25 protein-coding genes are annotated in these 24844 nt (G+C 63.9%); 14 read left to right on the top strand and 11 right to left on the bottom strand.

Features of this window, described 5'->3' with window-relative positions; translation table 11 throughout:
- Window positions 1-27 precede the first annotated feature (27 nt).
- From SPBM01_RS06945 to SPBM01_RS06930, 4 genes are all read left to right on the top strand, one after another.
- On the top strand, window positions 28-2202 hold the full coding sequence (locus SPBM01_RS06945; RefSeq protein WP_188064610.1) for a phage tail protein: 2175 nt from the start codon (window positions 28-30) through the stop codon (window positions 2200-2202).
- Window positions 2203-2230: 28 nt separating this feature from the next.
- Window positions 2231-2734 carry a DUF2793 domain-containing protein gene (locus SPBM01_RS06940; protein WP_188064609.1) on the top strand — a complete coding sequence of 168 codons (504 nt, stop codon included), beginning with the start codon at window positions 2231-2233 and terminating at the stop codon, window positions 2732-2734.
- Window positions 2735-2932: 198 nt separating this feature from the next.
- Window positions 2933-4018, top strand: a complete 1086-nt coding sequence (locus tag SPBM01_RS06935; RefSeq protein ID WP_188065598.1) for an OmpA family protein — start codon at window positions 2933-2935, stop codon at window positions 4016-4018.
- A gap of 310 nt (window positions 4019-4328) precedes the next feature.
- Window positions 4329-4868 (top strand): superoxide dismutase family protein, encoded by a 540-nt coding sequence (locus SPBM01_RS06930; RefSeq protein WP_188064608.1) that lies wholly within the window; start codon window positions 4329-4331, stop codon window positions 4866-4868.
- A 49-nt stretch (window positions 4869-4917) separates the two neighbouring features.
- On the opposite strand, the gene thpR is transcribed toward SPBM01_RS06930, so the two are convergent.
- A complete protein-coding gene (gene thpR / locus SPBM01_RS06925) occupies window positions 4918-5454 on the bottom strand; it encodes an RNA 2',3'-cyclic phosphodiesterase (RefSeq protein ID WP_188064607.1) in 537 nt (178 codons plus the stop codon).
- Window positions 5455-5563: 109 nt separating this feature from the next.
- On the opposite strand from thpR, the gene SPBM01_RS06920 reads away from it, so the two are divergent.
- Window positions 5564-6304: a Bax inhibitor-1 family protein gene (locus SPBM01_RS06920; protein WP_188064606.1), complete on the top strand. Its 741-nt coding sequence runs from the start codon at window positions 5564-5566 to the stop codon at window positions 6302-6304.
- A 90-nt stretch (window positions 6305-6394) separates the two neighbouring features.
- On the opposite strand, the gene SPBM01_RS06915 is transcribed toward SPBM01_RS06920, so the two are convergent.
- The 3 genes from SPBM01_RS06915 to SPBM01_RS06905 form a co-directional block, all read right to left on the bottom strand.
- A complete protein-coding gene (locus tag SPBM01_RS06915) occupies window positions 6395-7024 on the bottom strand; it encodes a glutathione S-transferase family protein (protein WP_188064605.1) in 630 nt (209 codons plus the stop codon).
- Window positions 7025-7626: 602 nt separating this feature from the next.
- Window positions 7627-9945 (bottom strand): ATP-dependent Clp protease ATP-binding subunit ClpA, encoded by a 2319-nt coding sequence (gene clpA / locus SPBM01_RS06910; RefSeq protein ID WP_188064604.1) that lies wholly within the window; start codon window positions 9943-9945, stop codon window positions 7627-7629.
- Between the two features lie 156 nt (window positions 9946-10101).
- Complete coding sequence (locus SPBM01_RS06905) at window positions 10102-10299, bottom strand: DUF1192 domain-containing protein (RefSeq protein WP_188065597.1); 198 nt, start codon at window positions 10297-10299, stop codon at window positions 10102-10104.
- Between the two features lie 104 nt (window positions 10300-10403).
- Between SPBM01_RS06905 and SPBM01_RS06900 the strand changes: the two genes are divergently transcribed.
- The 7 genes from SPBM01_RS06900 to SPBM01_RS06870 all read left to right on the top strand — a co-directional run bounded on the left by SPBM01_RS06900 (window position 10404) and on the right by SPBM01_RS06870 (window position 17140).
- The gene (locus tag SPBM01_RS06900) at window positions 10404-11408 is read left to right on the top strand and encodes an NAD(P)H-quinone oxidoreductase (protein ID WP_188064603.1); all 1005 of its coding nucleotides are present in this window, start codon (window positions 10404-10406) and stop codon (window positions 11406-11408) included.
- A 142-nt stretch (window positions 11409-11550) separates the two neighbouring features.
- Window positions 11551-12417 (top strand): UDP-2,3-diacylglucosamine diphosphatase, encoded by an 867-nt coding sequence (locus tag SPBM01_RS06895; RefSeq protein WP_188064602.1) that lies wholly within the window; start codon window positions 11551-11553, stop codon window positions 12415-12417.
- Between the two features lie 112 nt (window positions 12418-12529).
- Window positions 12530-13558, top strand: coding sequence for a glycosyltransferase family 4 protein (locus tag SPBM01_RS06890; RefSeq protein ID WP_188064601.1), 1029 nt, complete (start codon window positions 12530-12532; stop codon window positions 13556-13558).
- Between the two features lie 116 nt (window positions 13559-13674).
- Window positions 13675-14358: a DUF1013 domain-containing protein gene (locus SPBM01_RS06885; protein WP_188065596.1), complete on the top strand. Its 684-nt coding sequence runs from the start codon at window positions 13675-13677 to the stop codon at window positions 14356-14358.
- Window positions 14359-14494: 136 nt separating this feature from the next.
- On the top strand, window positions 14495-16201 hold the full coding sequence (locus tag SPBM01_RS06880) for a long-chain-fatty-acid--CoA ligase (protein ID WP_188064600.1): 1707 nt from the start codon (window positions 14495-14497) through the stop codon (window positions 16199-16201).
- A 41-nt stretch (window positions 16202-16242) separates the two neighbouring features.
- Window positions 16243-16776 (top strand): peptide-methionine (S)-S-oxide reductase MsrA, encoded by a 534-nt coding sequence (gene msrA, locus SPBM01_RS06875; RefSeq protein ID WP_188065595.1) that lies wholly within the window; start codon window positions 16243-16245, stop codon window positions 16774-16776.
- Window positions 16777-16873: 97 nt separating this feature from the next.
- Window positions 16874-17140 (top strand): hypothetical protein, encoded by a 267-nt coding sequence (locus SPBM01_RS06870; protein ID WP_188064599.1) that lies wholly within the window; start codon window positions 16874-16876, stop codon window positions 17138-17140.
- A 6-nt stretch (window positions 17141-17146) separates the two neighbouring features.
- Here the strand turns inward: SPBM01_RS06870 and SPBM01_RS06865 are convergent, their stop codons facing one another.
- Window positions 17147-18100 carry an L-threonylcarbamoyladenylate synthase gene (locus tag SPBM01_RS06865; protein ID WP_188064598.1) on the bottom strand — a complete coding sequence of 318 codons (954 nt, stop codon included), beginning with the start codon at window positions 18098-18100 and terminating at the stop codon, window positions 17147-17149.
- A 134-nt stretch (window positions 18101-18234) separates the two neighbouring features.
- Between SPBM01_RS06865 and SPBM01_RS06860 the strand changes: the two genes are divergently transcribed.
- Window positions 18235-19050 (top strand): ATP-binding protein, encoded by an 816-nt coding sequence (locus tag SPBM01_RS06860; protein ID WP_188064597.1) that lies wholly within the window; start codon window positions 18235-18237, stop codon window positions 19048-19050.
- A gap of 6 nt (window positions 19051-19056) precedes the next feature.
- On the opposite strand, the gene SPBM01_RS06855 is transcribed toward SPBM01_RS06860, so the two are convergent.
- Together SPBM01_RS06855 and SPBM01_RS06850 are read right to left on the bottom strand one after the other, a co-directional pair.
- Window positions 19057-20382, bottom strand: a complete 1326-nt coding sequence (locus SPBM01_RS06855; protein WP_188064596.1) for a PQQ-dependent sugar dehydrogenase — start codon at window positions 20380-20382, stop codon at window positions 19057-19059.
- 61 nt (window positions 20383-20443) lie between these two features.
- On the bottom strand, window positions 20444-20617 hold the full coding sequence (locus SPBM01_RS06850) for a hypothetical protein (RefSeq protein ID WP_188064595.1): 174 nt from the start codon (window positions 20615-20617) through the stop codon (window positions 20444-20446).
- 237 nt (window positions 20618-20854) lie between these two features.
- Here SPBM01_RS06850 and SPBM01_RS06845 point away from each other — a divergent pair, with 237 nt between their 5' ends.
- Window positions 20855-21064, top strand: coding sequence for a hypothetical protein (locus SPBM01_RS06845; RefSeq protein WP_188064594.1), 210 nt, complete (start codon window positions 20855-20857; stop codon window positions 21062-21064).
- 7 nt (window positions 21065-21071) lie between these two features.
- Here SPBM01_RS06845 and argC read toward each other — a convergent pair whose 3' ends face one another.
- The 4 genes from argC to SPBM01_RS06825 form a co-directional block, all read right to left on the bottom strand.
- Window positions 21072-22016, bottom strand: coding sequence for an N-acetyl-gamma-glutamyl-phosphate reductase (gene argC, locus SPBM01_RS06840; protein ID WP_188064593.1), 945 nt, complete (start codon window positions 22014-22016; stop codon window positions 21072-21074).
- Complete coding sequence (locus tag SPBM01_RS06835; protein WP_188064592.1) at window positions 22013-22921, bottom strand: C40 family peptidase; 909 nt, start codon at window positions 22919-22921, stop codon at window positions 22013-22015. The genes argC and SPBM01_RS06835 overlap by 4 nt, the downstream gene beginning before the upstream one ends.
- A complete protein-coding gene (locus tag SPBM01_RS06830; RefSeq protein ID WP_188064591.1) occupies window positions 22881-23288 on the bottom strand; it encodes a MarR family winged helix-turn-helix transcriptional regulator in 408 nt (135 codons plus the stop codon). Before SPBM01_RS06830 ends, SPBM01_RS06835 begins: the two co-directional genes overlap by 41 nt.
- Window positions 23289-23350: 62 nt before the next feature.
- Complete coding sequence (locus SPBM01_RS06825; RefSeq protein WP_188064590.1) at window positions 23351-24745, bottom strand: leucyl aminopeptidase family protein; 1395 nt, start codon at window positions 24743-24745, stop codon at window positions 23351-23353.
- Between the last annotated feature and the right edge of the window lie 99 nt (window positions 24746-24844).

The raw sequence follows: 24844 nt of genomic DNA, 5'->3' as shown, positions 1-24844 counted from the left end.
TGCGGCAGCAGATATGAGGAGACTATCATGGCGACGGTGGTGCTGACGGCGGTGGGGACGGCGATTGGCGGGCCGATCGGCAATATGGTCGACCGGGAGGTGCTGTTCCGGCCCAAGGGGCGGACGGGACCGAGGCTGACCGAATTGCAGGTGCAGACGTCAAGTTATGGCACGCAATTGCCCAGGATTTTCGGGACGATGCGGGTGGCCGGAACAGTGATCTGGGCCACCGACCTGCGCGAGACGAGCGTGAAAAGCAGCGGGGGCAAGGGGCGCGGGAGCGTGACCAGTTTCAGCTATTCGGCCAGTTTCGCGGTGGCTTTGTCGGCGCGGGCGATTGGGTCGATCGGGCGGATATGGGCGGACGGCAATTTGCTGCGCGGGGTGGCGGGGGACTTCAAGACCGAGCTGAGCGGGTTTCGCGTTTATTCCGGTGGCGAGGGACAGGCGGTCGATCCGCTGATCGCGGCGGCGCAGGGAGAGGCGCAGACGCCCGCGCACCGGGGCTTGGCCTATGTGGTGTTCGAGGATCTGGCGCTGGCCGATTATGGCAACCGGATCCCGTCGCTGACGTTCGAGGTGGTGGCCGATGACGGGGCGGTGGGCATAGCGGACATTGTAGCGGACCTGAGCGGCGGGCGGATCGGCGGCGCGGATCTGGGCGTGGTCGATGGCTATGCCGCGAGCGGGGCGGATGTGCGTGAGGGAATTGGGCCACTGGTCGATGCGCAGGGGCTGGCGCTGAGCGATGGAGCGGACGGGTTGAGGCTGAGCGCCATGGGTGTCGCCGGGGGCGAGGTTGGCGTCGGGATGCTGGCGGCGCGGGTGAACGGGCGGGTGGTCGATCCGGTCGAGCGGTCGGGCGGGGCAGCCGATGGCGTGCCGGTGGCGTTGTCGGTGCGTCATTATGATGCGGCGCGCGATTATCAGGCAGGGGTGCAGCGAGTGAGCCGACCGGGACCGGGCCGGGCCGAACAGGAGCTGGAGATGCCCGCCGTGATTGGGGCGGATGCGGCGCGGGGATTGGCGCGCGATCGGCTGGCGGCGGCGTGGACCGGGCGGGCTACGATGACGCTGCGCTGTGGCTGGAGCGCGCTGATGCTGGAGCCGGGCGCTGTGGTGCGGGTCGATGATGCGCCGGGGCTGTGGCGGATCGAGGAGCGGGAATGGGAAGCGATGGCGGTGCGGCTGTCGCTGCGCCGGGTGCCAGGCGCGGGCGGGACGATGCCGGGTGGGGCGTCGTCCGGCGTGATCGTGCGGCAGGTGGATGCGCCCCATGGCGTCACGCACCTGATGCTGGCGGACCTGCCGCGATTGAAGGACGGCGTGGCGAGCGCGCCGATGATCGTGGCGGCAGCAAGTGGGGGCGAAGGATGGCGCAGCGCGACGCTGTTCATCATGGGCGAGGGCGGCGACGCGACGCCGATCGGGCGGAGTGCGCCGCGCGCGGTGATGGGGGTTGTGGATGCGCCTCTATTGCCGGGCAGCGCGACCCTGATCGACGGGCGCAATGCGTTGCTGGTTACGGTGCTGGCGGCGGACATGGCGTTGAGCGGGGCGGATGAGGCGGCGCTGGGTCAGGGGCGGAACCTGTCCCTGGTGGGGGGCGAATTGATCCAGTTCGGGGCGGCGGTGCGTACGGGGGACGCCAGCTATCGGCTGACCCAGTTGCGCCGGGGGCTGTATGGGACGGAATGGGCGATGGCCGGGCATGAGGCAGGCGCGCCGTTCCTGCTGATCGAGGAAGCGCGGCTGGTCGAGCCGGTGGCGGCGATGGGCGGCGTGGCGGAAGTGGGCGCGAGCGTGCGGTTGGCCGCAATCGGGCTGGGCGATGTCGAGCCGGTCGAGGTGGCGATGACGGTGCGCGGTGAGGCGCTGGTGCCGCCGTCGCCGGTGCATCTGAGCGCGCGGGGTGATGGCAGTGGGGGATGGGCGATCGGCTGGACCCGCCGCAGCCGCAGCGGATGGCGATGGAGCAATGGCGGCGATGTGCCGCTGGCCGAGGAAAGCGAGCGCTATGTGTTGCGGGTGCTGGACGGCGATGTCGTGGTGCGCAGCGCAGAGGCCGTGACGCCTGGCTGGACCTATGACGCGGGGATGATCGCCGCCGATGGCGTGGCCGGGCGGATGCTGGCTGTCGAGGTGCGGCAGGTGGGGGCTTTTGCGGTCGGCCGGGCCGGCGTGATTGCCGTGGGGATGTGACGCACCGCGTCAAAAGGAGAGACGGGATATGACGATGGAACAAACGCCGCGATGGACCCTGCCGCTGCTGGTCGCGGGGCAGGCGCAGAAAGAATATTTCCATAATGAGGCGCTGGTGCGGATCGACGCCCTGCTGCACGGGCGGGTTGAAAGCGCCGATGCGGCGATGCCGCCTGCGTCGCCCGCGATCGGTCAGTGCTGGATCGTGGCGACCGGGGCGAGCGGGGCATGGGCGGGACAGGCCGGTGCGCTGGCCTGCTGGACCGAAGGCGGGTGGCGATTCATAGCGCCGCGTGCCGGGCTTTCGATCGCGGTGGCGGACCGGGGCCATGCGCTGCGCCATGATGGCAGCGCGTGGCAGGACGAGGCGGTGCGCGCAGAGGGGCTGTTCGTGGACGGGAAAAGAGTTGTGCGTGAGCGACAGGGAGCGGTGCCTTTGCCAGCAGGCGGGGCGACCATCGATGCGGAATCGCGCACGGCAATTGCCGCAATTGTGGCCGCGTTGCACAGCCACGGATTAATAGAGGTTTGAAGTGCTGAATTTCCTTTTTCTTAATACGAGGCTGCGCTAGTGCGACGCATGGCTGCACCTGTAGCCTCGTAGTGGTTGCTGACTCGACTACTGCGTTATTTTTGCAACGGTTTCACTAATTGTGGACTTGCTATGAAACCTTCTTGCGAATACAGGGTTTCAGCAGTCCTTCGTGACACTTTTGAAAGGGGAATTCAGATGCGGAAGCTTGCCCTCGCGGCTGCGCTTGCGACCACGGCCCTGGCCACTCCGGCCTTTGCGCGTGATGATAGCTGGTATGTTGGCGTCGACGCCGGCGTGCTGCTGGTCGAAGACCAGAACATTGCCTTCTCGGCTCGTCCGTCGGGCGGTGCCGCCGTTCCGACGCTCGATTACCATAAGGGTTATGATTTCGACGCGAATATCGGCTATGATTTCGGCGGTTTCCGTCTGGAAGCTGAAGCCGCATACAAGCGCGCGGAAATCGACCTTGCCAAGACCGGCGCGACCCGCGGCGGCCTCGGTGGTGCGTCTTCGGCTCTGTCGTTCATGTTGAACGGCTTGCTTGACTTCGGTCCCGATGATGGCCTTCAGGGCTTCGTTGGCGGCGGCGTTGGCGTCTCGCGCGCCAAGGTTGCTTCGAACATTCTGAACGACAGCGACACGGGCTTCGCTTGGCAGGCTCTGGCCGGCGTGCGTTACCCCGTGACCAGCAATGTCGATGTGTCGCTGAAATATCGCTTCTTTAACCAGGACGATATCAAGCTGATCCCGGCCTATACCAGCCCTTATGGCGTTGCCGGTTCGACTGCCGAAACCAAGCTGCGCACGCACAGCGTTCTGCTGGGCCTGACGTACAACTTCGGCGAACCAGCGGCTCCTCCGCCGCCCCCGCCGCCACCCCCGCCGCCTCCGCCGCCTCCGCCCCCGCCGCCTCCGCCGCCGGTTGCAGAGTGTTCGCCTGGCCCGTACATCGTGTTCTTCGAATGGGACAAGTCGGACGTTACGCCTGACGCTGCCACCATTCTGGACAACGCGGTTTCGGCCTACAGCAACTGCGGTAGCGCCCAGGTCATGCTGGCAGGTTATGCGGACAAGTCGGGTTCGGCTTCGTACAACGTCGGTCTGTCGCAGCGTCGCGCCGATGGCGTGAAGGCCTATATGGCGTCGAAGGGTATCCCTGACGGCGTGATGACGACCCAGGCGTTCGGTGAAACGAACCCCCGCGTCGAAACCGCCGACGGCGTTCGCGAACTGCAGAACCGTCGCGTGGAAATCACCTACGGTCCGGGTTCGGGCATGTAAGTCACTCGCCTTTCCTTTGGGACAAGCGAATGGAAGAGGGGCTGGTCGAAAGACCGGCCCCTTTTTCCGTTGAGGCAAGGTTTTGCGTCTGTCCTGGCGATGGAGCGAGCATTTGCGGTCGTCGGATATGGTTTGCCGGGCGCACTAAGGCGCTGGCATCTGCTGAATTTCGGGCTGTAGGCGCTCGCGTGCCGGGCGGTCTTTTTCTGTGCGTTTGCCCGTTGCCGGGGCGTGACAAATCATTCCTGATCGGCAACAAAAGGGGCTTCTGCGCGTTCGCGCAAGATCATCATCCTGCGGGAGCCATTCCATGAAATTCTATCCCCTTTTTGCCGCCGTGCCGCTTGCCATGTTGTTGACGGGCTGCGCGACCAGCAGCGGAACCGGCGCCGTCGCGGCCCCGACCGCAAAGGCCAAATTGATGGCAGGCGATGACGCTGCACGCGGGGAAGCCGTGGTTACGCAGAGCGGCGACGGCCTGCATGTCGTGGTCAAGGCGATGGGCCTGACGCCCGGCACGCACGCAGTCCATATCCACATGACGGGCGTCTGCACCGGACCTGATTTCACCAGCGCAGGCGGTCATTGGAACCCGACCGCGCGCAAGCATGGCAAGGATAATCCGGCGGGCCAGCATATGGGGGATATGCCCAATATGCTGGCGGGACCGGATGGGTCGGGCGAAATCGAATATCATATCGCCGCGGGCATGATCAGCGAAGGGGCGACGCCCTTGCTGGACGCCGATGGTGCTGCGGTCGTCATTCATGCGCAAGCCGATGATAATCGCACCGATCCGGCCGGGAACGCGGGTGGACGGGTAGCCTGCGGGGTGCTGGCCACCAAATAAATGGCGATGCGGGGGAGGGCGACTATGGTGGTCGCCCTCCCCCGGCGGATCAGGCGTTGGCGGTGTAGCGTTCGATCAGGTGATAGGCCGCGCCTGCATGGCCGATCACGCTTTCGAACAGACCGAGGCTGTCGATGCGGAATGGCGCGCCGTTCAGGCTGGTGTGCCGGGCGAGAAAGGGTTCGACCAGGCCGCCGTGGCGACCGAAGCGGGCCAGCGTGATGTGAGGAACATAAGCGCGCCGTTCCGGCGGCAGGCCAAGGGTGACGCAGGCGCGATCGACCTTGCGATGCAGATGCGTCAGCGGTTCGCGCGGGGTTACGCCCGCCCATAGCGTGTCCACTATGCCTTTCCGGTCGAACTGGCCGACCCCCTGAAACGTCAGCTCCAGCGGTGGGAAGCGAATATTGCGCAGCATGTCGGCAATATCCTGCGCACACGGACCATCGACTTCGCCGATGAAGCGCAGTGTGATGTGCAATTGATCGTCATCCTGCCAGCGCGCGGCGGTGACGCCGGTCATATGCGTGCGGAGCCAGGCGCGCTGGATGGCGGGAGGACGGATGGCGACGAACAGGCGGTGCATGGCCGCGATTATAGATGCGCTATGATGTGAAGCCAGTGCTTGAATTTGAACGCGGATAGGCCGATATTGGCGCTACCGGCGATCATGTCCGGTGAAGGAGACGTTTCTGATGGCCAACTGGTCCGACCCCCGTTCCGACATTGCGGGCTTTGGCGGTGCCACGACCGCTGCGCGCGGCGAGGCGTTCGACGCCGGGCTGCGCCGCTATATGCTGTCGGTCTATAATTATATGGCGAGTGGCGTGCTGCTGACGGGTATCGTCGCGCTGCTGTTCGCGTCGAGTGGCATGGCCGCGCAGGTGCTGGGCGGCCCCGGCATCCTGAAATATGTCATCATGTTCGCGCCTTTGGTGTTCGTGATGGTGCTGAGTTTCGGCATCAACCGGCTGTCGACGGCGGCCGCGCAGGGGCTGTTCTGGGCCTATGCGGCGGTGATGGGGCTGTCGCTGTCGTCGATCTTCCTGGTCTATACCGGCACATCGATCGCGCAGACTTTCTTTGCGACATCTGCCGCGTTCGTGGGGTTGAGCCTGTTTGGCTATACCACGAAGAAGGATCTGTCGGGTTTCGGCACCTTCCTGATCATGGGCGTGATCGGTTTGCTGGTGGCCAGCCTGATCAACATCTTCCTCAAGTCCAGCGTGATGGACCTGGTGATCAGCGGCGTTGGTGTGCTGCTGTTCGCGGGCTTGACGGCGTATGATACGCAGAAGATCAAGAGCATCTATGCGCATGTCGCTGGCACGGACATGATGAGCAAGTCGGTAGTGATGGGGGCGTTGAACCTCTATCTCGACTTCATCAATATGTTCCTGTTCCTGCTGCGCTTCATGGGCGGCAATCGCGACTGACCGGTTGTGGAACGCAAGAATATGAAAGGCCCGGTGGAGCGATTCACCGGGCCTTTTCGTTGGGTCAGGCCGGGGGATCAGGCCGGGGGATCAGGCCGGGGTTTGGGCGGCGGCGATCAGGGCGTTGTCGATTTCCTTTTGCCGCAGATAGGCGGGGCGGGCGCGCAGGCGGTCGGCATAGCTGGTAAAGGCGGGGCGGGCGGGCATGGTGCCGAACGCCAGACCCCAGTCGATCTGTGCGCCGACATAGACGTCGGCCGCGGTGAATTGATCGCCGCAAATCCATGTGTCACCGGACACGGCCTGTTCGAGCGCGTTGAGCGTATCGTCCAGCGTGCCATAGCCCGCCATCCGCTCGCGCCCTTCGGGCAGAGTGAAGCCGAGCGATGCGTTGGTGATGGCGGCTTCGACCGGCCCGGCCGCGAAGAATAGCCAGCGATAATAGGGGCCGCGTGCAGCCAAGGGCGGGGCGAGGTTTGCGGCCGGGAAAGCGTCGGCGAGATAGGCGCAGATGGCGGCGCATTCGGTGATGATGGTGCCGTTGTGGACGATCGCGGGGACTTTGCCCATCGGGTTGATGGCGAGATAGTCGGGCGCCTTCATGTCGGCGGCATAATCGAGGATGACGGTGTCGTAAGGCGCGCCGACTTCCTCCAGCATCCAGCGGGCGATCTGCCCGCGCGACATGGGGTTGGTGTAGAGGGTGAGGGTTTCGGGCATGATGGCTCTCCTTGGCAGGCGGTTTGGGAGAGGGTGGCGGAAATATGGGGGCGGGGCCAGAGGGATTTGCAGGGCGTGATGCGTGAAACTCGGCGTTGTCTTGGTTGCTATCCTGCACTTGTAATCCTCCCCTTAAAGGAGAGGAGGGCAGGAAGTGGTAGAGGTGTGTCCAGCTATCGAGAGAGTGACACCCCTACGTCCGGCCTGCGGCCAGCCACCTACCCTGCAAGGGTGGGATGACTGATGACGACTAATATGTCCAATTCAGCGTATATGCCACTCTATCCGAACCAGACGTTCACTAATATCGTCACCCCAGCGAAGGCTGGGGTCTCAGGCGATAGCGGGATGAAATTTGCCCAATAGCACTTCAGGTCTGACAGTCGCGCGCCTCCGCCTGAGATGCCAGCCTTCGCTGGCATGACGGCTAAGAGGGGTTTCCCATTTTTGCAAAATTAGGCGCAGTTGCCGACCGTCGCCTGCCCACCCTTTAAAGCCTGCAAATCCGCCTGCGGAAATAACGGAGTTGGTGTGCTGGCAGGCGCGCAACAAAAAAGGGCGGCCTTTGCGGGCCGCCCTTTTCGTTTGCGTGTCTGCGCGGCTTATTTCGTGCCTGCCGATGCCTTGGCTTTGCCGCCCTTCTTGCCCTTTTTGGGGGCTGCGGGGGTGATTTCGAAGGCGAGGGCTTCGTCCTTCATGTGGACATGGACTTCGCCGCCATGGACTAGCTTGCCGAACAGAAGTTCCTCGGCCAGCGGCTGCTTGATCTTTTCCTGCATCAGGCGGCCCATCGGGCGCGCGCCGTAGAGTTTGTCATAGCCCTTTTTGGTGAGCCATGTCTTGGCTTCTTCGTCCAGGGTGATGTGGACGTCGCGGTCGGCCAGTTGCAGTTCGAGTTGCAGCACGAATTTGTCGATGACGCGGGCGACGACTTCGGGCGGCAGATAGCCGAACGGGACGATCGCATCGAGGCGGTTGCGGAATTCGGGGGTGAAGAGTTTCTTCACCGCGTCTTCCTGCACATCCTCGCGAGTCAGTTCGCCAAAGCCGATGCTTTCCTTCGCCATGTCCGACGCACCGGCATTGGTGGTCATGATGAGGATGGTGTTGCGGAAATCGACGGTCTTGCCGTGATGGTCGGTCAGGCGGCCATTATCCATCACCTGCAACAGGATGTTGAACAGGTCCGGGTGCGCCTTTTCGATTTCGTCGAGCAGCAGCACGCTGTGTGGTTGCTGGTCGACGGCATCGGTCAGCAGGCCGCCCTGATCATAGCCGACATAACCCGGAGGCGCACCGATCAGGCGGCTGACCGAGTGTCGTTCCATATATTCCGACATATCAAAGCGCTGGAGCGGGATGCCGAGCAGGGTTGCGAGCTGACGCGCGACTTCCGTCTTACCGACGCCGGTGGGACCGGAGAAGAGATAATTGCCGATCGGCTTGTCGGGATCACGCAGGCCCGCACGCGACAGCTTGATCGCGCTGGACAGTACCTCGATCGCCTTGTCCTGACCGAACACCACGCGCTTCAAGTCCGTGGTCAGCGATTCCAGCACGCTCTTGTCGTCGGACGATACCGTCTTGGGCGGGATGCGGGCCATGGTCGCGATGACCAGTTCAATCTCCTTGGGCGTGATCACCTTCTTGCGCTTGGACGGGACGACCAGCATCTGCATTGCGCCGACTTCGTCGATCACGTCGATCGCCTTGTCCGGCAGTTTGCGGTCGCTGATGTAGCGGGCGGAGAGTTCCACCGCCGCCTTGATCGCGTCGGGCGTATATTTGACGTGATGATGATCCTCGAACGCGGTGCGCAGGCCGGTGAGGATCTTGATCGTATCCTCGATCGTGGGTTCGTTCACGTCGATCTTCTGGAACCGGCGCAGCAGGGCGCGGTCCTTTTCGAAATGATTGCGAAATTCCTTGTAGGTGGTCGAGCCGATGCAGCGGATAGTGCCGCCCGACAGCGCGGGTTTCAGCAGGTTGGACGCATCCATCGCGCCGCCCGATGTCGCGCCAGCGCCAATGACGGTGTGGATTTCGTCGATGAACAGCACCGCATGGGGAAGCTTTTCCAGTTCGGTGACGACAGCCTTCAATCGTTCCTCGAAATCGCCGCGATAGCGGGTGCCGGCCAGCAGCGCGCCCATGTCGAGCGAGTAGATGACGGCTTCTTTCAGCACGTCAGGCACTTCGCCTTCGATGATCTTGCGCGCCAGACCCTCCGCAATGGCGGTCTTGCCCACGCCCGGATCGCCGACATAAAGCGGGTTGTTCTTCGACCGGCGGCACAGGATCTGGATCGTGCGGTCGACTTCCGGCCCGCGCCCGATCAACGGATCGACCTTGCCCCGTTCCGCCTTTTCATTGAGGTTGACGGTGAACTGATCGAGGGCGCTGTCCTTCTTGGCCTTGCCGTCCTGCACCTTCTTCTCCTCCTCGACGGCGCCCTTTGTCTCCTGACGTTCGGGTGCGGGCGTACCCTTGCCGACACCGTGGCTGATGAAGCTGACGGCATCGAGACGGCTCATATCCTGTTGTTGCAGGAAATAGACGGCGTAGCTTTCGCGTTCGGAAAAGAGCGCGACGAGGACGTTGGCCCCGGTCACTTCATCCTTGCCGGAGGATTGCACATGCAGGATGGCGCGCTGGACCACGCGCTGAAAACCGCTGGTGGGGGACGGATCGCTGGACCCTTCCACTTTCAGGCTGTCGAGTTCGGTGTCGAGATATTGGGTGACGGCATCGCCCAGCTCGCCAATTTCCACGCCGCACGCCTGCATGACTTTGGACGCATGTTCGTCATCGATCAACGCGAGCAGCAGATGCTCCAGCGTGGCATATTCATGTTTGCGTTCCGACGCATGGGTCAGCGCATTGTGTAGCGTGGTTTCCAGAGCGGGTGCGAAAGATGGCATGTCTGTTCTACTCCTGGCCCGATGAGAGGGCGGTATCGAACCTTATGTCGGCATTGCTCGACGCCGGATCAAGACATGCGTCTCGCCCTGCGGAATTGCCAGACTGACCATGCCCGGTAAAACCCATTTGCAGGGTGCGTGGGGCAAGGCGCGGGTTCATCGCTTGAATAACGCCTCGGCTGTTGCCTTATGGTTAACGGCGTATTGCATTTTCGCTTCTGTCCGCGCGATTTCCGCTTTCAGGGCAGAGATGCGCGCTTCCAGTTCGGTCACGGACAAGGGGTCCAGATCCTGCCTGAGCAGCCGGGCCAGTGGATCGTCAGCCCGGCGGGGGAGATCGTCATCCTTGTCCATAAACGGTAATGTTGACCCTGCGGGCCACTCTGTCAATAAGGGCGCACGATCCGCCCGTCGATTTTCGGTGCGGTGCAGCATGGGCGTTTTTGGGGGAAGCAACGATGGCCGATGGCAACTGCGTGCCGGGCGAGATGATGGCAATTGCCATCCCCGTGCCGGGCGGTCCCGACGCGCTGGTGCCGGAGCGGCGCGCGGTGCCGGCGCCGGGCGCGGACGAGGTGCTGATCAAGGTCGCCGCCGCTGGCGTCAACCGGCCCGACGTGCTGCAACGGCAGGGGAAATATCCGCCACCACCGGGCGCTTCGGACATTCCGGGACTGGAGGTGTCGGGGACCATCGTGGCCGCCGGGCGCGGGGCCGACATGCTGATCGGGCAGCAGGTGTGCGCGCTGCTGCCGGGCGGGGGCTATGCGGAATATGCGGTGGCGCCTGCGGGCCAGTGCCTGCCGGTGCCGCAGGGCTATGACCTGGTCGAAGCGGCGGCGTTGCCGGAAACATTGTTCACCGTGTGGACCAACCTGTTCGAGCGCGCCTATGCTGTGGGTGGCGACACGGTGCTGGTCCATGGCGGAACGAGCGGGATCGGCACGATGGCGATCCGGCTGTGCAACCTGTTCGACGTGAAGATCATCGTCACTTGCGGATCAGACGAGAAATGCGCGCAGGCCAAGGCGTGGGGCGCGGACGAGGCGATCAATTACAATACGCAGGATTATGTCGCCGAGGTAAAGCGCATCACTGGCGGCGCGGGTTGCCAGGCGGTGTTGGACATGGTGGGCGGCGATTATCTGCCGCGCAATCTGGAGTGTCTGGGCGAGGACGGGCGGCATGTGTCGATCGCCGTGCTGGGCGGGGCGAAGACGGGCCTGTTCATTCCCGCGATCATGCAAAAGCGGCTGACGATCACTGGGTCGACGCTGCGCGGCCGGTCGGTCGGGTTCAAGAGTCTGGTCGCGGACGAATTGATGCGGACGGTGTGGTCGTTCGTGGACGAGGGCAAGCTGCGGCCCGCGATGGACCAGCGGTTTGCGCTGGCGGACGCGGCGAAGGCTCATGCGCGGATGGATGCGGGTGCGCATTTCGGGAAGATTGTGCTGGTGGTTTGAGGCTGGTGCTGCTCGTTTTTCAGGCCAGGAGTTTTTCCAAACCCCCGAAACCGTAGCATTTCCGTCATATTCTCTGCCATTTTGTAACATTGCGGCGCTAAGGATTCGTTCCCGAAGGACATCTGTCTGTGGGGATCGCAATATGAACGCCATCACGCGCCTGCCCTTTTTGGGTGAGATGGAACAGGGCGACGAGGATCGTTTCCATATCCCTGAACGGGAGGGGCAACGGCGGCGCTATCGCACCATCTGGATTTCGGACATCCATCTTGGCACGCGCGGTTGCAATGCGGCGATGCTGATCGATTTTCTGGACAATGTGGACAGCGACACCATCTATCTGGTGGGCGACATCATCGACGGATGGCGGTTGAAGCGGCGCTTCTACTGGCCGGCCAGCCATAATGATGTGGTGTGGCGGTTGATGAAGCGGGCCAAGCGCGGCACGCGGGTCGTCTATATTCCCGGCAATCATGACGAAATGTTCCGCCAGTTCACCGGCATGAGCTTTGGCGGCGTCGAAATCCGGCGCAAGGCGATGCATACGACCGCTGACGGGCGTAAGCTGCTGGTGCTGCATGGCGACGAGTTCGACACGATCATGCTGGCGCATCGCTGGCTGGCGTTCGTGGGCGACGCGGCCTACACGACGCTGATGCGGCTGAACGTGGTCGTCAACGCGGTGCGGCGGCGGATGGGGCTGCCCTACTGGTCGCTCAGCAAGATGGCCAAGCATAAGGTCAAGAACGCGGTATCCTTCATCTCCCGCTTCGAGGAAGTGGTGGCGCATGAGGCGGGATCGCGCGGCGTCGATGGCGTGGTGTGCGGCCATATCCACAATGCCGAGATGCGCGAGATCGAGGGCATCGAATATTATAATGACGGCGATTGGGTGGAAGGCTGCACCGCGCTGGTCGAGCATGACGACGGGCGGATGGAAGTGCTGCATTGGGCCGACGAGATCGCCAGGCGGGACGCGCCGAACGCGCAGGCGTTGATGGCCGCTTGAGATTATAAGCAGTTGCGCTCCCGCGAAGGCGGGAGTCCAGCCTCAACGTCCGAACCGGGTTCCCGCCTGCGCGGAAACACTCAAGTTGGGGGCGAGATGACGGAGTAGCCCGATGCGCATTATGATCGTCACCGATGCCTGGACGCCGCAGGTCAATGGCGTGGTGCGCACGTTGCAGACGATCCGGGTGGAACTGGAGGCGATGGGGCATGTGGTGCGGGTGATTTCACCTGACCTCTATGGCTCCATTCCCTGTCCAACCTATCCCGAAATCCGGCTGGCGCTGGTGCGTCCGGGCGTCGTGGGGCAGGCGATTGCGCAGTTTCGGCCCGACGCAGTGCATCTGGCGACCGAAGGGCCGTTATGCCTGGCCGCGCGGCGATGGTGCCTGCGGGGCGGGGTGCCGTTCACGACGGCCTATCACACGCATTTTCCCGACTATGTGTCGCAGCGCACTGGCCTGCCATCGGCATGGGTGTGGCATTATATTCGCTGGTTCCATGGCGCGGCGCGCGCGGTATTGGTGTCCACCCGGTCGGTGCGGGCGCAGTTGCGGGCGCATGGGCTGGACAATGTCCGGCCATGGGGCAGGGGGGTGGACCTGACTGCTTTTTCGCCCGATGCGCCTGTGCCTGCGCTGTTTGCCGACCTGCCCCGGCCGATCATGCTCTATGTCGGGCGGGTCGCGGTGGAGAAAAATCTGGAAGCCTTTCTGGCGACCGATCATCCCGGCACCAAGGTGGTCGTGGGCGACGGACCGGCCCGCGCGGCGCTGGCGCGGCGCTACCCCCAGGCGCATTTCATGGGACCGTTGTTCGGGACCGATCTGGCGGGAGCCTATGCCGGGGCGGACGTGTTCGTGTTTCCCAGTCGCACCGATACGTTCGGGCTGGTGATGATCGAAGCATTGGCGTGCGGCACGCCGGTCGCGGCCTATCCCGTCACCGGGCCGGTGGACATCCTCACGCCACAGACCGGCGCGCTGGCCGATGATCTGGGCGAAGCGATCACGCAGGCGTTGATGTGCAACCGGGCCGATTGCGCCGCCTATGGCCGGGAGTTCAGCTGGGAACGCAGCGCGCACGAGTTCCTGACCGGGCTGCACGCCATATCGCCCACATTGATGCCGCGCGCGGCCTGAACGCTTTTCCTTGCCCCACGGGCTTTGATGGACTATCCATATCCGGTCGCGGCCGCCCTGCTTGGGCGGCCCTTATCGTTTTTAGTGCCGGAGAAGTTCCCGTGTCCCAGCCTCTCATGCCCCATGCGACTGCCAGCTGGCTGGTCGATCAAACCGCGCTGAGCTTTGACCAGATCGCGGAATTTTGCGGGCTGCATATCCTTGAAGTGCAGGCGATTGCCGATGATACTGCCAGCACCAAATATACCGGCCGCGATCCTGTGCGCGCGCATGAAATCACCATGGAAGAAATCCACAAGGGTGAGAATAATCCCGACTATCGGTTGAAGATGCTGAAAGGCCCAGAGCCGGTCCGCCGCACCAAAGGGCCGCGCTACACCCCGGTCAGCAAGCGGCAGGACAAGCCCGATGGCATCGCGTGGATCCTGCGCAACCATGCCGAAGTGTCGGACGGCGCGATCGGCAAGCTGATCGGCACCACCCGCACAACCATCGCGGCGATCCGCGACCGCACCCACTGGAATATTTCCAACATCACGCCCAAGGATCCGGTGACGCTGGGCCTGTGTTCGCAGCGCGAACTGGACGCGCTGGTCGCCAAGACTGCGAAGAAGCTGGGCATCGAAGCACCAACCGATTCGCGTCTGGATGGCGACCGTGCGGCGCTGATCGAAGAGTTGCGGCGTGAGCGTGACGACAATGTTCGTCGTGCCGAAGCGGCGCTCAAGAGCGAAGCGGAACTGATTTCCGGCGTTGCCACCATCCTCGATCCGTTCAGCAACAACAAGGGCGCGGTGTGATGCCGTAGCGTCATGCGGCGACATATATCGCTCGCCGCAATGCAGCATTTTCAAGGGCCGCGCCGGGCAAATGGCGCGGCCCTTTTTGCTGTGCTTGACGCTTGCGTAAAGCAGCCGATCGCCATAGACTTTGGCCATGGAGAAGATAGAAAAAATCTGGAGAGAGCAGTACCAGCACCCTACGGTGTGGGACCGCACATTCCCCCCTCTGTCGATGGGGGAGATGGTTACCAACAGCGCCATGGCGCATCCCGACGCTCCCATGATAGATTTCATGGGCCGTCGGTTCAGCTATGGCGAAATGTTCGGGCAAATCCGGCGGGTCGCCTGCGGATTGCAGGGGATGGGGGTGAAGAAGGGCGACCGGGTCGGCCTCTATCTGCCCAACACGCCGCATTATGTCGCGGCCTATTATGGCGCGCTGATGGCTGGTGCCATCGTCGTCAATTTCTCCCCCCTTTATACCGCCGCCGAACTGGAACATCAGGTCGAGGATAGCGGGACCAAGATCCTGTTCACGCTGTCGGCCAAGGCATTGTTGCCCACTGCCTTGCAGGTGCTGGACCATAGCAGTCTGGAAAAGCTGGTCGTTGGGTCAGTGGCCGAAATGCTGCCCGCCGTGAAATCGCTCCTGTTCCGCTGGTTCAAGGCGAGCGAGTCCGTTCCCCTGCCGCATGATCCGCGCGTGCTGCGTTACGACCGGCTGGTCGCCAATGCGGGCGACTGCGCAGTCGCGACGATCAACCCGGAACAGGACATCGCCCTGCTGCAATATACCGGCGGGACCACCGGCACGCCCAAGGGCGCGATGCTCACTCACCAGAATCTGACCGCCAATGCGCGGCAGGCGCAGGCGATCGACCCTCATGCGAACGAGGAGGACCGCATCATCGCGGTGCTGCCTTTCTTCCATGTGTTCGCCAATACCTGCACACTGAACCGCACGGTGCTGAACGGCGGCGAGATGGTGATGCTGCCGCGTTTCGACGCGGCGCAGGTGCTGGCGGCGGTGCAGCGAGTCAAGGCGACCTCGCTGCCCGGCGTGCCGACGATGTTCCAGGCGTTGCTGGACCATCCGGCCATCCGCAACATCGACTTTTCTTCGCTGCGCGCCTGCATATCGGGCGGTGCGCCCCTCGCGCTGGAACTGCGCCAGCGGTTCGAGGCAGCGACGGGGGCCAAGCTGATCGAGGGCTATGGCCTCACTGAAACCAGCCCGATCGTCTGCGTCAATCCCTATGAAGGGTTGAACAAGACAGGCACGGTGGGGCAGCCGGTGCCGGGAACGCGCGTGAAACTGGTCGATCGCGAAGACCCGACCAAGCCCCCGCCGCCGGGCGAACCGGGCGAATTGCTGTTTGCCGGGCCGCAAATCATGAAGGGTTACTGGAACCGGCCCGATGCCGACGCCGAAGTGTTCATCGGCGACTATATCCGCACCGGCGACGTCGGCGAAATCGACGAGGATGGCTATGTCCGCATCGTCGACCGCCTCAAGGACATGATCTCCGTTGGCGGGTACAAGGTCTTCCCCAGCCAGGTCGAAGCCGTCCTCTACCACCATCCCGCCGTCAAGGAAGCGCTGGTGATCGGCATCCCCGACCATTATCGTGGCGAACAGCCCAAGGCGTTCGTGACCCTGAACGAAGGCTTTGACGAGGATGGCGAGGCGCTGAAAGCATGGGCCAATCCGCAACTGGGCAAGCATGAACGGGTATCGGCGGTGGAGGTGCGGCTGAACCTGCCCAAGACGCTCGTCGGCAAGCTGTCGCGCAAGGAATTGGTGGCGGAGGAGCGCGCAAAGGCGGCCCTTGTCGCAAGCGAGGCTGGAACGGCGGCCTGATCGTCCCTATCTGGGGTGCCGATCAGGCATAAGGACAGATGATGGCACAGGAAGTCGCAACGCTGGCTGGCGGATGTTTCTGGTGTACCGAAGCGGTGTACCAGAATTTGAAGGGCGTGGAGGCCGTGACGAGCGGCTATATTGGCGGTGCGGTGGCCGATCCGACCTATGAACAGGTCTGTTCGGGCCGCACCGGCCATGCCGAAGCGATCCGTATCGCCTTCGACCCGGCGGTGATTTCCTATGCCGACCTGCTCGACATATTTTTCGCCACGCATAATCCCACCACGCTCAATCGTCAGGGCAATGATGTCGGCACCCAATATCGGTCCGCTATCTTTCCCCATTCGGCCAAGCAGGAAACCGAAGCCAAAGCCGCGATCGTGCGGGCGCAGGCGGACTATGCCGACCCGATCGTCACGACTATCGAAGCGGACGACATCTGGTATCCGGCGGAGGATTATCACCAGAAATATTGGGACCGGGTCGGGGCCAGCAACCCCTATTGCATGGCCGTGATTCCGCCCAAGCTGGCGAAGCTGCGCAAGGGCTTTGCCGCGCGCATCGAAAACTGACGCCACCCCCACGGTTCGTCGTCTTTTCCGTCGTCCTTCATCGACGAGTCATGTACGCCATGGCATGGCAGCGACGAACCAAGTCGGGGGACTGAATATGAAGTATATCATGATGCTGGCCGCGCCGGTGCTGATGCTGGCTTTGCCCGGCTGCATTGCCAAGACGGCGCTGGACATTGCCACCATGCCGGTGCGCGCGGGCGCGCAGGCGGCGGACTGGGCGACGACCAGCCAGGACGAATCCGATCGCAACTATGGCCGTAAGATGCGCAAGCAGGAAGCGCGCGAAGGGGCCGATCGCAAGAAAGCGGACAAGGAACGCCGCCGCCAATGCCGTGAGGCGGGGTACGACAATTGCGACTGACCGGCGTCAGGCCGCCGCGCGGCGCAGCCGGTCATTGATCGCCGCGCCTATCCCTTCATGGGGGATGGGCGCGACGGCGATGCGACTTTCCGCGCTGGCGTCGGCAATGTGCAGCGCCGCGAACAGGCTGGCCGCTGCCTCGCGCACATCGGCGTCGGGGCTTAGGTTGATGTGGCAGGGCATCAGGCCAAAGCCGATCAGATACTCGTCCTTTTCCGCCCGCAACGCATTGAGCCGCACTGGCTTTGACGGCGCATAATGGCTTTCCATCTGGCCCGGTGCCTCGATCCTGTCGCCCGCGCCGATGAGGACGGGCAGGGCAGTCGCTTCCTCCAGCATCGCGGCAGTCACCGGGCCGGGGCGTAGCAGGCGCACGCAATCATCCTCCGGCGCGGCGATGGTCGATTCCAGCCCCTCGCTGGTCGGCCCTTCATCCAGTATCAGTCGCACCCGGCCATTCAGGCTGGCCAGCACATGTTCGGCGCGGGTCGGGCTGATCGCCCCGCTGCGATTGGCGGAGGGCGCAGCGAGCGGACGGCCGCTTTCACGGATCAACGCGCGCATCGCGGGGTGGGCCGGCACCCGCAGCGCTACCGTGGGTAACCCGGCCATCACCAGCGGCGACAGGCCGCTATCGGCGCGCACCGGCAGCACCAGCGTCAGCGGGCCGGGCCAGAATCGCGCGGCCAACATCTCAGCCACGGGCGAAAAATCGGCAAACCGCCCGGCCATATCCCGGTCCGCGACATGGACGATCAGCGGATTGAAGCTGGGCCGCCCCTTGGCGGTGTAGATGGTGGCCACGGCATGGCTGTCAGTCGCATCGGCGGCCAGGCCATAGACGGTTTCGGTGGGAACGGCGACAGGTTCGCCCGCGCGGATCAGCAGTGCGGCTTCGCGCAGCGCTTCGGTGCCATAGCGGCAGGATCGGGTGGAATAGGCTGGATTTGCGATCGTCACGGCCTTCGCGCTATAGGCTTATGCGGCCCCAAGTAAAAGGCCATTGCGACAGCAGCGTGACTCTCTGCCCCTGCTTGTCGCTCATGCTTGCGCCCATGCTTGCGAACGCGCGATGTGCGCTATAAGCCCGCGCCATGACCGACGCTCTCCTTACCCGTATCGCGCAGGCGCTGGAACGGCTCGCGCCGCCGCCTGCCTTGTCCGCCGATCTTGCCACCGCGCCCGCCTATGTCTGGGACGGGCAGGCGATCCGCGCGGTCGAAGCATTCGATCCGGTGGACTATGAATTGCTCACTGGCATCGACGCACAGAAAGGCGCGCTGCTGGAAAACAGCCGCCGCCATGCGACTGGCCATGCTGCGCATGATGCTCTGCTGTGGGGGGCGCGCGGCACCGGCAAATCCGCCGTCGTCGCTTCGGTCGTGGGCCAGTTGCAGCGTGACGGGCAGGACATTGCACTGTTGCAATGCGCGATCGACGAACTGGCCAGCCTCCCTACGCTTTTTTCGCTGCTGCGCGGGACGGCGCGGCCCTTCATCCTGTTCCTCGACGATCTGGGCTTTGACGAAGGGGTGGGGGACGCCCGGTCGCTGCGTTCGCTGCTGCAAGGCGGCACGGCGGCACGGCCGGCCAATGTCCGCCTCTATGTCACGTCCAACCGCCGCCATATCGTGCCGCGTCATTTGTCCGAACAGGACGACCCCATCAACCCGCGTGATGTGGTGGATGACCGGATGGCGCTGTCCGACCGTTTCGGCCTCAGCCTTGGCTTCCATGCGCTGGACCAGGACGCCTATGTCGCCATCGTCGGTGGCTATGCGGCGAAGCTGGGCCTGACATTCGACCCGCTCGACGCGATCCAGTGGTCGACGCAGCGGGGCAGCCGGTCAGGCCGGGTGGCATGGCAATATGTGGTCGAGCTGGCCGGACGCAACGGGATGACGGTGTAGGGGCGCTTATTTCGCCTTCGTCACGCGCCACACCACGCCGCCCACATCGTCGCTGACCAGCAGCGCGCCTTTCGCGTCACCCGTCACATCGACCGGGCGACCGCGCGCTGCGCCATCGGCATTCAGAAATCCGGTCAGCACGTCGACCGGCTTGGCCTTGCCCGCCTCGCCATCGGCAAAACCGACGAACACGACCTTGTAGCCGGCGGCAGGCTTGCGGTTCCAGCTGCCATGCAGGCCGACGAACGCGCCGTCGATATAGGGCGCACCCAGCGTCACCTTGTCAGCAAATGTCACGCCCAGCGGCGCGACATGATTGCCCAGCGCATAGTCTGGCCGCTTGGTATATTCGCGCAGTTCGGGGCGCTGCGGCTGGACCCTACGGTCCTCATACCCACCCCAATAATTCCATGGCCAGCCATAAAAGCCGCCAAATTCGACCCGCGCCAGATAGTCCGGCACCAGATCGCTGCCCAGCATATCGCGCTCATTCACCACGCCCCACAACGCACCGCTCTTGGGTTCGAAGGCAAGGCCGACGGGATTGCGCATACCCGAAGCCCAGATGCGATATTCGCCGGTCTTGGGGTTCACTTCCAGCACGGACGCGCGATTGGCTTCGCTTTCCAGCCCGTTTTCGCCGATATTGCTGTTGGATCCCACGCCGACATAGAGCAGCCCTTCGGGGCTGGCGGTCAGGCTGCGCGTCCAGTGCATATTGGGTGCCTGCGCAGGCAGGTTCAATATCTTGCGCCCCGCCGCACTGATCCTGCTATCGCCCGGCTTGTAGGGGAAGGCCATCAGCGCGTCGGTATTGGCGACATAGAGCGTGTCCCCGATCATCGCCATGCCATAGGGCGAATTCAGCCCGGTCAGGAACGCCGTCTTTGTTTCCGCCCGCCCGTCGCCATCGGCGTCCCGCAGCAGGGAAATGCGGTTGGGCGACGGGTCGCCCGCACCCGCCTTGTTCATCAGATAATTCATCACCCGGTTGACGATACCGCTGGTGGGTCGGGTCGGACTGTTGGTTTCGGCGACCAGCACGTCGCCATTGGGCAGGCGCAGCAGCGACCGGGGATGGTCCAGCCCCTCGGCAAAGCGCGCGACGGTCAGCCCGTTGGCCGCGACCGGCTTTTCGCCGGCGGCCCATGGCTTGACTTCGGCAATGTTGACGGTGGGGATCATCTCGTTGCGGGGACCAGTAAATACCGGCTCACGCCCGACATCCGCGCTGGGCGGCAACCGGGCCGTATCCCCCTGCGCAAAATAAAGGAAGGTGCCGCCGGCCAGGACCAGCACGACGAGGGGGAGGGCGATCAAATGCTTGTTCATGCGCTCACATCTAAGTCGGGTGAGCGCGGCGGGCAAGGCGCATGGCCGCGCGCAGCGACGCTTATTTGTCGCGTTCCCGCCACCACAGCAGCACAGCGATCAGCACGCCCAGGCCAACGCCTGTCAGCAGGCCGATGCTGGGTTGCCCCATCAGTCCACCGACGATTGCACCGCCGATGATGAGGAAAGCGATGATGGCGCCCGCGCCGGTCGGGTTTTTCCTGTCGTTCGTCATGGCGCGATCCTTGCCATGACGCGCGGCGCAAGGCCAGCGGCTTTGGCGACGGGTCGTTTCGGGACGGCGGCGCGGGACAATGCGTGCCATTGCGGGATGATCGTCCCGTGATGGGACTTAGCTAACGGACCGTTCACTTTGCTAACCCGCCTCTACCCTCAAAACCCTGAAATGGCACGGGGATTGAAAGAGATAGCGGACCTGGCCGTGTCGCCGGGTCAATAATCGGGGGTCGCAATGCAGGTGCCATATCTTTCGAATCGAAAGAGCTATGAGGATGCCAGGGAACTGATGGCCCTGTTCGGCGACAATGCAGGCTATGAAGCGGCGGCCCGCGCCGACCGCAGCCTGGACCTGGGCAACCATATCCATTTCTGCCATTGGCGGCAGATCGAGCGACTGATCGTCCTGCTGGCCTATGACCAGCCGCTCGGCACCATTCACTGAGGCAGGATCAGAGCCGCAGCCCGGCGGTTTCGGGCAGGCCCGCCAATATGTTGAGGTTCTGGACGGCGGCACCCGCCGCGCCCTTGCCCAGATTGTCGAGCGTTGCGACCAGCCGCGCCTGACCGCTTGTCGCGCTGCCGAACACGAACAGCTGGAGCCGGTCGGTCGCGCCGACATGCTCTATCTCCACATTGCCCGTCGCGCCGCTGTCCTCCAGCGCCGCGACACTGACGATGGGCGAACCGGCATAGGCGGCAGCCAGCGCCGCGTGAACATCGGTCAGCGTCGGCGCACCGGGCATGGCACGCAATTGCAGCGGCACTTCGACCAGCATACCGCGATAGGCATTGGCGACGGCGGGCGCAAACAGCGGCGGATGGGACAGCCCGGCATAGCGCGTCATTTCCGGCACATGCTTGTGGCCCAGCCCCAGCCCATAGGCGCGAAACGCGGTCGGCGCGCCATCGGTGCCTTCATATTCGGCGATCATCGCCTTGCCACCGCCCGAATAGCCGGACGCGCCCGAAACCGTGACGGGCCAGTCGGCAGGCACCAGTCCCGCCAGCGTCAGCGGCCGCACCAGCGCCAGAAACCCCGTCGGCCAGCAGCCCGGATTGGCGACGAAGCGGCTGTTCGCCAGCTTTTCGCGATGGCCCGGCTCCAGTTCGGGAAAGCCATAGGTCCACCCATCCGCCACGCGATGCGCGGTCGATGCGTCGATCACGCGGGTCTTGCCATTGTCGATCAGCGCCACGGCCTCACGCGCGGCATCGTCGGGCAGGCACAGGATCACGATGTCGGCGGCGTTCAGCGCGTCGCGCCGTGCGCCCGCATCGCGCCGTTGCGCTTCCGGCACAATGATGAGCGAAAGTTCGGGACGCCCGGCCAGCCGGTCGGCTATTTCGATGCCGGTGGTGCCATGCCCGCCGTCGATGAAAATCTTTGTGGTCATGCGCCGATCCTCCGCCGCGCGATGATGGGTTGCGCATGGTCGCCCGCCAGCCGCGCGACGACGTCGGCCAGCGGTTCTGCCACCACGGCCATCCAGTGCGCGTTGGCGTGCAACAATGTCTTGCCATCGGTCATGATGCCGACATGGCCGGGGAAGAAAATGATGTCGCCCCGCCGCAATATGGCGTCGCCCGCTATCGGGTTGCCGATGCCTTCGCATTGCAGGTCGGTGTCGCGCGGCACGGCGATGCCGCACTGGCCCAGCGCCACCTGCACCAGCCCTGAACAGTCGATCCCGCGATGGCCGCGCCCGCCCCACACATAGGGCTGGCCCAGATAGCGTTCGGCAACCGCGACCCAATCGGCGGCTGGCGCATCGATGGCGGATATATGGCGAACGTGGATATAGCCTTCGGCGCAGGCGACGAACCCGTCCACCACATCGCCGGAAAACAGCGCGCCGCCCGGCCTGTAATCGGCGATCGGTGCCTTGATGTCGGGCGCGCTGAACAGCGGCGCAGCCTTGGCCGTAATGCGGTGATTGGCAGTTTCCAGCAGGTCCAGCGCATCGCGGCGGATATAGCCGACATAGCCGTCATGCCCGCAAAAGCCCCATGCCCAGTCGGTCATCACGTCCAGCGCATGGAAGGTTTCGCCGCGCAGCAATTCGCTCACCGCTTCGGCCGTGGGCGATGCCGCCGACAGGATCGGCGTGCCGGGCGCAACGCAGGTCAGCGGGACGGCGCGCGCATAATGGGCGGAAAACAATGTTCCGGCCAAAGCCAGATCGGCCAGGTCGCCACGCGCCGCGTGGACGCGGCGATCAAGCGCGACGGATCTACCGTCCAGCTTGAACCGGGTTCTTTCAGGCGGGGCTTTCCGCGCTTGTGTGTTCGTGCCTGTCATCGCGCGCGGTTCCTGCGATGAAATGATGAAAGGCGTCAAGGAATTCCGCCCCTTTTGGGGTCCGGGTGATGAAAATATTCCGTCGATCGGTCGCATCGCGCTCCCGGCGCAGATAGCCGAGCGCCGACAGCTTGTTCAGGGCGCGGGTAATGACGGGTTTCGACACATGCAGCGCTTCGGCGAGTCCGCGCACCGTGTGCGGTCCCGAACCGATATAGACGGTCATCATCAGGGCCATCTGGCGATTGGTCAGGTCCGGTTTTCCCGACCGCACATAATCGACCAGCGTTCGCATCCAGTGGCTGAGTTGTCCCATGCCCGAATGTGCGATCTGGGGGGCTTTTTCGGGGGCGGCAATTGCGTTCATGGGGGCTTAACGCATCATGGCCAATCCGGTTGCGTAACGGCCACTGACAATCTTCCGGCGCGTCAGTTTCGCCCATAACGTTGTTGCAACAGGGCAAAGACCGCGCGCAGCCCCAGTGCCTCGCCACCTTTGGGCCGACCCGGTTTCGACGCGGGACGCCAGGCAAAAGTGTCCAGGTGCAGCCAGGGCGTATCGTCCGGCACGAACCGCTTGAGGAACAATGCCGCCGTGATCGCACCCGCAAAACCGCCTTCGCCAGCATTGTTGATGTCGGCAATGTCGGATTTCAGCATATCGGCATAGCCATCCCACAGCGGCAATCGCCAGGTCGGATCGTCCACCTGCGCGCCCGCCGCTGCGACCTGCGCCGCCAGCGCATCGTCATTGGCGAACAGGGCGGGCAGGTCCGGTCCCACCGCCACCCGCGCCGCGCCGGTCAGCGTGGCAAAGTCGACGATCAGTTCCGGCTTCTCCTCCCCCGCGCGGGTCAGCGCGTCGCCTAGCACCAGCCGCCCTTCGGCGTCGGTATTGCCGATCTCCACGCTCAGACCTTTGCGCGATCGCAAAATGTCGCCGGGGCGAAAGGCATTGCCCGCAATCGCATTTTCCGCCGCCGGGATCAGCAGGTGCAGCCGCACCGGCAAGCGCGCGCCCATGATCAATTGCGCCAGTGCCAGCGCATGGGCCGCGCCGCCCATATCCTTCTTCATCAGGCGCATCCCCGACGAAGGCTTGATGTCCAGCCCGCCGCTGTCGAAGCAAATCCCCTTGCCCACGATGGCGATGCGCGGCGTTGTGGGATCGCCCCATGTCAGTTCAATGAGGCGCGGGGCGAAACTCTTGTCCGCCGCCTTGCCGACCGCATGGATCATCGGATAGCCCTGCTCCAGCGCATCGCCGCGCGTCACTGTCAACGTCGCGCCATGCGCGTCGGCCACATGCTGCGCCGCGCCTTCCAGTTCGGCCGGGCCAAGGTCGGCGGCAGGCGTGTTGACCAGATCGCGGACCAGCGCGACCGCCTGCGCCAGTTGCACGGCCGGGTCGATCCGGGCGACTTCTCCGCTCAACAAAACGCGCGGGCCAGTGGGCGCGTCATCCTTGCGATAGCGGTCGAACCGATGCTGCGCCAGCATCCACCCCAGCGCCGCCGCGCCCGGCCCGCCCTGCGTCAGGCGATAGGCACCCTCCGGCAATGTTTCGGCCAGCCGCGCCAGGCACCATGGACCCAGCATTGCCTTGTCCGCCACGCCCGCGACCACCGACCAGTCGCCAGCGGCTTCCCCCGGCAGGATCGCCTGTTCCAGCACTTTTCCCCGAAATTTCTGCGCGCTCGCAATGGCCCGCACGCGCTCCGGCTGCGCCGCCATCCAGCCATCGAATTCTGCCGCCTCCAGCAGATGGATCGCATGGGCGGGTTGTGTATTGTCGGCTTTCAGCAGCGCGGAAAAATCGGTCATATGGATCGTGTAGGGGATAGGCGCAGGCGAAGGAAAGGGCATATTTTCATCGCGCGTGCGACACGTCCGGCCCGTTACGCAATTGCTTGCGCCCTGGCG

Origin of the sequence: Sphingobium sp. KCTC 72723 (assembly GCF_014280435.1) — a bacterium.
GTDB lineage: Bacteria > Pseudomonadota > Alphaproteobacteria > Sphingomonadales > Sphingomonadaceae > Sphingobium.
The sequence above is the reverse complement of the archived record's forward strand: the minus strand, read 5'-3'. Positions and strand labels throughout refer to the sequence as shown.